Source organism: Janthinobacterium sp. ROICE36, assembly GCF_002869965.1.
Taxonomy (GTDB): Bacteria; Pseudomonadota; Gammaproteobacteria; order Burkholderiales; family Burkholderiaceae_D; genus Janthinobacterium.
In genome coordinates this window covers 1-7,051 of the sequence record NZ_PEBS01000131.1, presented here as the reverse complement: position 1 = coordinate 7,051, position 7,051 = coordinate 1, and the positions used below count along the sequence as shown (strand labels likewise).

General features: G+C 61.5%; 7 protein-coding genes. 3 read left to right on the top strand and 4 right to left on the bottom strand.

The features are described from left to right. Positions 1-174 precede the first annotated feature (174 nt). The 3 genes from CSZ94_RS26570 to CSZ94_RS26560 all read right to left on the bottom strand — a co-directional run bounded on the left by CSZ94_RS26570 (position 175) and on the right by CSZ94_RS26560 (position 3,261). Positions 175-960 carry an ATP-binding cassette domain-containing protein gene (locus tag CSZ94_RS26570; RefSeq protein ID WP_102124246.1) on the bottom strand — a complete coding sequence of 262 codons (786 nt, stop codon included), beginning with the start codon at positions 958-960 and terminating at the stop codon, positions 175-177. 3 nt (positions 961-963) lie between these two features. Further along, positions 964-2,085: an ABC transporter permease gene (locus CSZ94_RS26565; protein ID WP_102124248.1), complete on the bottom strand. Its 1,122-nt coding sequence runs from the start codon at positions 2,083-2,085 to the stop codon at positions 964-966. A 171-nt stretch (positions 2,086-2,256) separates the two neighbouring features. Continuing rightward, a complete protein-coding gene (locus CSZ94_RS26560) occupies positions 2,257-3,261 on the bottom strand; it encodes a sugar ABC transporter substrate-binding protein (RefSeq protein WP_102124247.1) in 1,005 nt (334 codons plus the stop codon). Positions 3,262-3,521: 260 nt separating this feature from the next. On the opposite strand from CSZ94_RS26560, the gene CSZ94_RS26555 reads away from it, so the two are divergent. From CSZ94_RS26555 to CSZ94_RS26545, 3 genes are read left to right on the top strand one after another with little or no spacing between them, the layout of a single operon-like run. Further along, on the top strand, positions 3,522-4,388 hold the full coding sequence (locus CSZ94_RS26555) for a MurR/RpiR family transcriptional regulator (RefSeq protein WP_071077880.1): 867 nt from the start codon (positions 3,522-3,524) through the stop codon (positions 4,386-4,388). Continuing rightward, entirely contained in the window at positions 4,381-5,367 is a 987-nt protein-coding gene (gene iolG, locus CSZ94_RS26550) for an inositol 2-dehydrogenase (RefSeq protein WP_102124245.1), read from the top strand. The genes CSZ94_RS26555 and iolG overlap by 8 nt, the downstream gene beginning before the upstream one ends. Positions 5,368-5,395: 28 nt before the next feature. Further along, entirely contained in the window at positions 5,396-6,418 is a 1,023-nt protein-coding gene (locus CSZ94_RS26545; protein WP_102124244.1) for a Gfo/Idh/MocA family oxidoreductase, read from the top strand. A gap of 13 nt (positions 6,419-6,431) precedes the next feature. Here the strand turns inward: CSZ94_RS26545 and CSZ94_RS26540 are convergent, their stop codons facing one another. Continuing rightward, a complete protein-coding gene (locus tag CSZ94_RS26540; protein WP_180977645.1) occupies positions 6,432-6,728 on the bottom strand; it encodes a helix-turn-helix domain-containing transcriptional regulator in 297 nt (98 codons plus the stop codon). Positions 6,729-7,051: the final 323 nt, after the last annotated feature.

The window sequence follows — 7,051 nt, the reverse complement described above, 5'->3', positions numbered from 1 at the left end:
CCGTGCCGAAGGCGATATTCGCCGACGAGCCGCCCAGGTACTTGGCGAAACTCGTCGCGTCTTCCAGGATGCTGCCGATTTGCTGCGCGTACAGGTCCACCGCCAGGCGGCCCAGGCAGATCACGTCGAGCGCGCGCCCCTGGGCAAATTGTGTCGGGTTATTCATGGTTATCCTTAAATCGTGACACCGTCGAGTTCAGCCATCAGCGTTTGCATTTCCGCACCGCCCGCCATCATGTCGAGTACTTCATCCTTGGAAACGGTTTCCTTGGTGTAAGTGCCCAACGACTTGCCCCGGTTCAAGAGAGTGAACGAGTCGCCCACGGGGTAGGCGTGGTGGACATTGTGGGTAATAAAGATCACGGACAAGCCCCGTTCGCGCGCCTTGTAGATCAGTTTCAGCACATTGAACGACTGTTTCACGCCCAGCGCGGCCGTCGGCTCGTCGAGGATCAGCACGCGCGCGCCGAAGTGGATGGCGCGGGCAATCGCCAGGCATTGCCGCTCGCCGCCCGACATGGTGCCCACGGCCTGATGCGGGTCGCGCACCATGATGCCCATTTCAGCCAGCTTGTCGCGCGCCGTGGTGACGGCGTACTCCATATCCATCACGGGCAGCACGCCAAACATTTTCCTGATCGGTTCGCGGCCCATGAAAAAATTGCGCGCCACGGACAGCAATGGCACTAGCGCCAGGTCCTGGTAGACGGTAGCGACGCCCAGGTCGAGCGCTTCCTTCGGCGAATTGAAGCTGACGCTCTGGCCATCGACCAGGTATTGCCCACTGGTGGGCCGGTGCACGCCGGCCAGTGTCTTGATCAGGGTCGACTTGCCGGCGCCGTTATCGCCCAGCAGGCAATGCACTTCGCCCGGTTTCAAGCGCAGGGTGACGTTTTGCAGGGCGATGACGGAGCCGAAACGTTTGCTGATGTTTTCCAGCGCAAGGATGTATTCGCTCATGGCTTATCTCGCTTCCGTGACGCGTGCACGGACAAAGTTATTGAACAGTACCGCAATCAGCAGCATGACGCCGAGGAAGACGCGGAACCAGTCCGAATTGATATTCGTATAAGTAATGCCGATCTGCACCACGCCGAAGATCAGCGCGCCGAAGCAGGCGCCGACGACGGAACCGTAGCCGCCCGTCAGCAAGGCACCGCCGATGACGGCCGCGATGATGGCTTCGAATTCCTTTTGCATGCCGCGGTCGGCGGCCGCCGATCCCACGTCAAATACTTGCAACGTGGCAAACAAACAGGCGCAGAAGGCGGTGAAGACAAACAGCGATACCTTGATGGTTTTCACGGGCACGCCCACGTTCTTGGCCGCGTTGGCATCGCCGCCGACGGCGAAGATCCAGTTGCCGATGCGGGTGCGGGCCAGGACGAAGCCGGACACCAGCGCCAGGCCGGCCCACCAGACGATGACCTTGGGTATGCCCTTGACCAGCGGTGCGCCATTGTCGAGTGCCGTGATCCAGCCTGCCTTGGCCATCCAGGCAAACAGCGAGGTGCCCACTTCGCCATGGAACAAGGTCAGGGCCAGCCAGTCGTCGGCGGCCAGCGCGCCGATGCCGCTGACGATGGTGCGGTTGGCAAACATGATGGACAGGGCCAGGGTCAGGCCGCGCAGGATGAACAAAAAGGCCAGGGTGACGATAAACGAAGGCAAGCGCGTCTTGATGACCAGGTAGCCGTTGAGCCAGCCCAGCGCCATCGAGCCGGCAAAGGCGAACAGGATGGCGGCCCACACGGGCCAGTGGAAGTAGACGGAAGGGATGGCGATCATCATGCCGGAAAAACCGATCATGGAGCCGATCGACAGGTCGAATTCACCGGCGATCATCAGGACGCAGGCGCCGATGGCGATGATGCCCAGGTAGGCGGCCACTTGCGCCCAGTTGATCACGCCGTCGAGGTTGAACATGCCAGAGTCGCCGGCCGTCAGGATGAAGAAGGCGAACACCAGAATGGCGCCCGAGATCGAGGCGAATTCCGGACGGCTGAACAGCCGCTTGAGCCAGCTGACCTGCCCCACGCGCTCATCAAAGCCCTGCTTTTGCGGCGGCGTGCCCGGGACGGCCATGCCGCCCTGTTCCACGCTTAATTTCACGGTACTCATGCTATGTCTCCCTTGTTTTATAGCAAGCTGCCAGCCCCGACAACAATTCCCGGGCGGCAGCACCCGCGCGCCGGCAAGCATGGCTTGCGCGCGGGGACAACGACTAAGGTCTTGATTGAATTGAAAAGCGGGGGCTTAACGGAACTGGCCGGCGTATTTCTCTACCTTGCCGATATTGTCCTTGGTGACATACCCAGGACCGGAACCGATATGGCGCGGGCCATACGATGGCGCCAGACCGTACTCGGCCAGGCGCGCCTTGAACTTGGCGTTATTGATCAGCTTTTCGCGGATCTTGGCCAGGTCCGTGGTCTCGTCCTGCTTCATGATGGCCAGCACGGCAACGGGGATATAGCCTTGCAGGTAGGGCTGCTGGTCGATGGCGAACTGGATGCTGCCATCCTTGATGCCTTTCGAGATTTCATCGGACAGGTCGAACGTGGCGAACCACATCTTGCCCTTCAAGCCCATTTTTTCCAGTGCCTTCAGCGAGGCATGGGCCGAGGTGGGTCCCAGCGCCAGCACGGCCTGGGTTTTCGGGTTATTGCGCAGGTAGGCGCTCAACTTGCTTTCGATGGTGGTCGGATCCTCGCCCGCATCCAGGGTGGCGGCTTTGAAATCGACGCCGATGGCTTCGGCAAAGCCGCGGCAGCGCTCGAACGATGACGGGTTCGTCGCGTAATGGTTGACGCAGACAAACGATTTGATCCCGGTCGCCTTGGCTTTTTCGCCGGCGCCCTTGCCTGCCTCGTATTCAGGCTGGCCCACGTGCATCACGGCGCCCAGCTGCTCGCTTTGCGCCAGGGTGCCGGAATTGATCGTGATGAAGGGGATTTTCTTCGCCGCCACCAGACCCAGCGGTTTTTGCAGCACGCTGAAATCGGCGATGCTGACAATCACGCCATCGTAGTTGCGGGCCGCTGCTTGCTCGACCAGGCGCGCCATGTCGGCCAGGTCGCCATTCGGCGGGTTGCGGTAGTCGACGGTGACATTGAAGTCTTCGCCTGCTTGCTTGACGGAATTTTTGATCGTATTCCACCAGGAATCGGAATCAGGCGCATGGCTGATCAGCACGAATTTCTCGCCCGCCGCGTGGCTGGCGCTCATGCCCAGACCAAGTCCCAGGCCGAGGCCCAGCATGGCCAGGTGCTTCAGAAATCCCTTACGCTTATTGCTTTGCATGAATGTCTCCTTGAAGGATTAATTTTTATAGTTGCCAGCTTTTGTCGCGTGTCAGCGGGGCGCCGGAAAACCGGCAAAACCCGATGCACTGCGCACAGCTTAGGCCACAAAAAAGACAAATGCAATAAAATTTTCAAAATAAATATAAATAGAAAATCATTTCTATTTTCTGAATTCACTCCTATAATTCTCGCCAGAACCCGCCCAAAGGAAACAACATGGCAGCCACCGCCCCCATCGAACAGTTGATGCAGCACATCGCCGCCGAGTACGACAATCTGTCGCGCCAGTTGAAAGTCATCGCCCAATACATTGAAAAGCACCGGGCCAGCCTGATGCTTGAACGCATCAGCGACATCGCCACCGCCTGCGACGTGCAACCATCGGCCATCGTGCGCTTCGCGCAGCGTTTCGGCTACACGGGCTTTTCCGAAATGCAAGATGTGTTCCGCCAGGCTTACACGGACCAGGCCGGCGCCACGCCCGACTACCAGCAGCGCATCCGCAAGCTCATTTCCACGCGCGACGCGGCCCTCAGCGCAGGCGACCTGACGCGCGAATTCGTCGGCGCCAGCCGCGCCGGCCTCGATGATCTGGCCGCCGGCCTCGACGACGCGCAGCTGGAAGCGGCCGTCAACCTGCTGCTCAAGGCTGAAAATATCTATGTGATCGGCGTGCGCCGCTCCTTTCCGATCGCCTCCTACATCGCCTACGCGCTGGAACACACGGACAAGCGCGTGCACCTGATTAGCGGACTGGGCGGCATGCACCGCGAACAGATGCGCAGCGTGCGCGAACGCGATGTGGCGATCGCCATCAGTTTCTCGCCTTACGGCAAGGAAACCCAGCAGTGCATCAAGGCGGCGCAAGACAAGGGCGCCAAGGTCCTGGTGATTACCGACAGCAAGCTGGCGCCGCTCGCGCGGGCCGCCGACGCGCTGCTCACCGTCACCGAGGGCAGCGCCTTCGCCTTCCGCTCGCTGACCAGCACCATCTGCCTGTGCCAGGCGCTGTTCATTGCGCTGGCATACAAATTAGAGCTCGACATCGAAGAAATCCATACCCCAGGAGAACATGATGATTGAAGTAGCGTTGTTCGGCGCCGGACGCATCGGCAAAATCCACGCAGCCAACCTGGCTGCCCAACCCGGCGTGCAGTTCAAGTACGTGGTCGACGTCAACCAGGAAGCGGCCGCCGCGCTGGCCGGCCTGCATGGCGGCAGCAGCGCCAGCGTGGAAGCGGCGCTGGCCGACCCGGCCGTCAAGGCCGTCGTCATCGCTTCCAGCACGGACACGCACGCAGACCTGATCCTGCGCTCGGCCGCCGCCGGCAAGGCCATCTTTTGCGAAAAACCCGTCGACCTGACCCTCGACCGGGCACGCGCCTGCGCCGCCGCCGTCAAGCAAGCCCAGGTGCTGTGCATGCTGGGCTTCCAGCGCCGCTACGACCCCACTTTCAATGCCGTCAAGACACGCATCGAAGCGGGCGAAATCGGCACGCCGGAGTTGCTCATTGTCACCAGCCGCGATCCGGGCCCGCCCCCCGTCAGCTACATCAAGGTGTCGGGCGGCATCTTCAAGGATATGCTGATCCACGATTTCGACATCTTCCGCTGGATACTCGACGATGAAGCCGTCAGCGTGCACGCCACGGGCAGCTGCCTGGTCGACCCCGCCATCGGCGAGGCGGGCGACCTGGACACGGCCGTCGTCACCATCCGCACGGGAAAAGGACGTTTGTGCCAGATCAATGCCTCGCGCCGCGCCGCCTACGGCTACGACCAGCGCTTCGAAGTGCTGGGCAGCGCCGGCATGCTGCAGGCGGGCAACCACAAGCCGACGGAAGTGACGGCCTATGGCGCCATCAACGTCAGCGTGGACAAGCCGGAAGACTTCTTCCTGGAACGTTATCGCGTGGCCTATGCACAGGAAATGGCGCACTTTTTTGATGCCCTCAGCCACGGCACGCCGCTGCGCACCACCGTCCACGATGGCATGAAGGCGCTGGAACTGGCCGAAGCGGCCACGCTGTCGTGGCGCGAACAGCGCGTGGTCAATTTATAAACCAATAATAAAAATACCTGGAGACACCATGTCATCCCCAACATTAAAAGTCGGCATCGTCGGCCTGGGCCGGCTGGGCCAGCGCCACGCCATCAACCTGGCGCAGCGCGTGCCGAATGCCGAAGTGGTGGCTGCCTGCAGCCCCGTGCCAGCCGAACTGGACTGGGCTGCCCGCACGCTGGGCACCAGCACCGGCTATGCCGATGTCGACGCCCTGCTGGCCCATCCGGGCCTGGACGCCGTGTTCCTCGTCACGCCCACCTCGCTGCATGCGGACCAGATCATCGCCGCCCTGCGCGCCGGCAAGCACGTGTTTTGCGAAAAACCGCTGTCGCTGGACCTGGCCGACTGCCTGAAGGTGGAAGCGGAAGCGGCGCGCCACCCTCAGCTGACCGTCATGATCGGCTTTGTGCGCCGCTTCGACACCAGCTACCATGACGCGCAGCAAAAGATCGCCCAAGGTTTCATCGGCAAGCCGTATCTGGTGCGTTCGCAAACCTGCGACCAGAACGACCCCAGCGGCGCCTTCATGCGCTTCGCCCCCACCAGCGGCGGCATCTTCCTCGATTGCAGCGTGCACGATATCGACCTGGCGCGCTGGCTGCTGGGCAATCCCGTGCCCAAACGCGTGTATGCGAGCGGCACGAATGCCATCCACACGGGCTTGCAGGCGTTTGGCGACGTCGACAACAGCCTGGCCACGGTCGAGTTTGCCGATGGCAGCATGGCCAGCTTCATGGCGTCGCGCACCATGGCGCATGGCCATGAAACCCTGACGGAAGTGTTCGGCACGGGTGGCCGCCTGGCCGTGGGCAGCAATCCGCGCCTGAACAGGGTGGAAATTTCGGATGCGCACGGCGTGCGCAATGAATGCACGCCGGACTTCTACGCCCGCTTCGCCGACGCCTTTCTGATCGAGGCGCAGGAGTTTACCGATGCGGCGCTGGGCCGGCGCACCTTGTCATTGACCTTGCACGACGCGACGCAAGCGACGCGCATCGGCCTGGCCATGACGCAAGCGATGCGCGAAGCGCGGCCCGTGGAGTTTTAAGCGGCCAGTCGACTCAGGCAGCCGGTGCGGGAAATGGACGTTCCGGCTGTTTGGGCTCCACGGCCAGGCGCAAGCCCATGGCATCGAGGATGGCCGTCAAGGTGCTCAGGGAGGGATTGCCATCGGGCGACAGGGTGCGGTACAGCTGGGTAGGATTGAGCTTGGCCGCCTGCGCCACGGCCGGCACGCCGCCAAAGGCGCGCGTCAATTGACGCAGCACGGCCAGCAGTTCGCCATGGTCGCCGTCGACGAGGATATTGTTGATCAATGCAAGGGCGAAGGCGGGGTCATCGCGGTACAGTTCGGCCATCGCTTCGTCATGCGAGCGGTCTCTTGGTGGTTTGCTCGTGACCTCTTTCACGTCCTCTTGCATGTCCTCTCTCCTTCCAGTCGTGCCAGCAGGCACAGGCGTATTCGATATCTTTCGATTGCGTGCGTTTATCTCCACCGCACAGTAATAAAATGATCTGCCCGTCAGCGATGGCGTAATACACGCGGTAGCCGGGCCCAGGGCGATTGCATGAAGCATCAGGTCGGCAAGCCCAAGACCTTGGCGAGATAGTCGGCATTCCAGCCAGCTTTTAAGCGTTTGGTAGCGATGCCGGCCTTGGTTGTCTTTTCGTTTTTCAGTAA